This is a genomic window from Candidatus Glassbacteria bacterium (assembly GCA_019456185.1).
Classification (GTDB): domain Bacteria; phylum Gemmatimonadota; class Glassbacteria; order GWA2-58-10; family GWA2-58-10; genus JAJRTS01.
On sequence record VRUH01000131.1, the window covers coordinates 1 to 2,231 of the forward strand.

General features: G+C 59.0%; 2 protein-coding genes. Both read right to left on the bottom strand.

Annotation, left to right across the window (positions count from 1 at the left end; all coding sequences use genetic code 11):
* Nucleotides 1-69: 69 nt before the first annotated feature.
* On the bottom strand, nt 70-504 hold the full coding sequence (locus FVQ81_18405; protein MBW7998503.1) for a hypothetical protein: 435 nt from the start codon (nt 502-504) through the stop codon (nt 70-72).
* Between the two features lies 1 nt (nt 505).
* Nucleotides 506-964, bottom strand: coding sequence for a hypothetical protein (locus tag FVQ81_18410; GenBank protein ID MBW7998504.1), 459 nt, complete (start codon nt 962-964; stop codon nt 506-508).
* Nucleotides 965-2,231 lie beyond the last annotated feature (1,267 nt).

Consider the following 2,231-nt stretch of genomic DNA (forward strand, 5'->3'; position numbering starts at 1 on the left):
TTCTCGTAGCCCCGCCAAAAAGGAGATCCCCCTTTTAGTTAGAACAAATCAGAACAGTAAGGTGGCCACCTAATCGCGCTCGAACGACGTCCTCGACCGCAGCTCGTTCCATAGTGTCCGGTTGCGTTCCCTACGGAGAGTGTATATCACCATGACCAGCCCCTCGCCTGTGCCGGCGGACAGCTGGTAGTCCAGGCGCTGGGCGCCGATCAGATCGTACGGTGGATCGAACACCAAGGGTTCGAACGGTGGCGTCCCACCGCTAGCGCCGGCGGTGATGCGGCCCCACGCGTTGGTGAAGTCGCCCACGGACAGCGTGATGTTTAGGTTCACGTTGTGGTGGAACACGGCCGTCACGGCGGTTGCGTCAGAGAAGGACGTAAGCCCGAAGATGACGCGCCTCACCTCGACCACTTGCCCGGGTATGTCTGGCAACCTCATCAGCCGGGTCCTGACCTGAACGTCCATACCGTCGGCTGCTATCAGCAGCGTCCTCGAGGACATCCTAGGTCCGCCTTGCCAAGATCAGCCCGAGCTCCGCCAGGCTGAACTCTACGAAGGTGTAGAGGATGGTCACGTGGAACAGCGCGTCGTAGATCCCTGTCCTCATTATGCCCCGGTGCGTGATGTTCCGGGCGGTGAGGATCGGCTTAGGGTAGATGATCGGCGTGTTCGGCGACACCATGAACGCTATCGACGAGCGGAACTCCGTGGTTGCATCGTCGTTTCCCGCGAGCGACACGCCCTGCCGGAAAAACACCTCCGAGTCGATCGTGTCCTCATCCTCCCCACTCGAGTCAGGGACGGTTTCCAGAGACCCCGATTCAAGATGCAACGTGTGGAGGCCGGTCCCGATCGTAACCGTCGAGGCCGATATGATGGTGTTCGTGTCGTCGATGGTCACGTCGCCCATGACCTGCTCGATTGCGATCCCCTGCCGCGCCCCCAGCTGGAAGTCGATCACCCGACTCACCGCTGTTCCGTCCACGTTGGGTGTGACAAACGATCGCGCTATTCGTAGTCCTGAGATCTCCCGCGGCATGTCTATCTACCTCCTGGTAGCACTCGTTGGATTGCTTCCGGTATCTGCTCGAATAGCTGCGGTCCGATGAAGGCGGGATCGTCAACTCCAAACTCGATCCCACATCCCAGTAGCGTGATCGCCCCTACGGCGGACATGAACGGGATCCCTGACGAGACCGCCTTGAAGGCGAACGGGAGCGCGATCCCGCACGCCAAGTTCTGCGCTCTGTCGTCCTTGGCTAGTGCCTTAAGTGGTTTGATCAGCTGCGTTATCCGGCTCCGCACCTTCGGCTGCAGCTGGATCGGGAAGCCGATGGGGGTATGCACCTCGATTAGGTCCCGTGCGCTCCGTGCAAACCCTTCCTCTCTTACCCGGGTAGCGGTGGTCTCAGGTGGCAACACCTCAGGGGCAACCTCTAGACCCGTGATCAAGACGTCTAGTGGGGTTCTCGGCCTTGCCCTGGCATGCGGGAGATGACCGATCAGCAGCCCCTCTGAGATCAGCTGGCCTGCGCGGCTCTTACGGGGTGACGTTAATCGGCCGTCGTCGAACCTTCCGACCAAGCTTAGCAAGTTTTCGACCTGCCCGAAGTTCAAGTCTGGACGCCGCCTCCTCAATAGCTCGAGCAGCAAGAGGATTTCGCACACCTTTGCGCATGAGTCTAAGGTCTTTGGCACGTTGTAGATCCCTTTCGGCGCTTGTATTCACAGTTGCTCCCCGGAAGTTCCCTAATTCAAGACCTTTGTACTACTTGAAAGACTTGCCCCTAGCGGTCAACTGTCGGAGTGTGATACACGACAGAGGACCGCCCAAGGGATCCCATATGTTCAACTTACCACACGTCGGCTGTACTCGCAGCGGTCCGGAGTGGCCCGCTAAGGGTCCCAGGAGGCTAGCAACGGCTAGTTGCGGGAGGTACAGCATCCTAACCCACCTCGAGCTGAGCGGACGCCTGAAGAGGTAGCCGTGAGCGGGCATACGGCAGGCACCGGCAGGGGGAGAGTCCAACAAACCACCCTGCCGGTGCCCTGTCCCCAAACTTAAAACTTTACATAATCTAGAGCTAGGTTATGTAAAGTTTGTCCTGCGGGCACCGGCAGGTGGGTTGGATCCACAATCACACGCCGCACTAGTTGGTATAAGAACGGTAAAAGTAAGCGGCCCCCGAGTCTACGAAGTTGACGAGGGGGAGATCGGAAGAGCACAC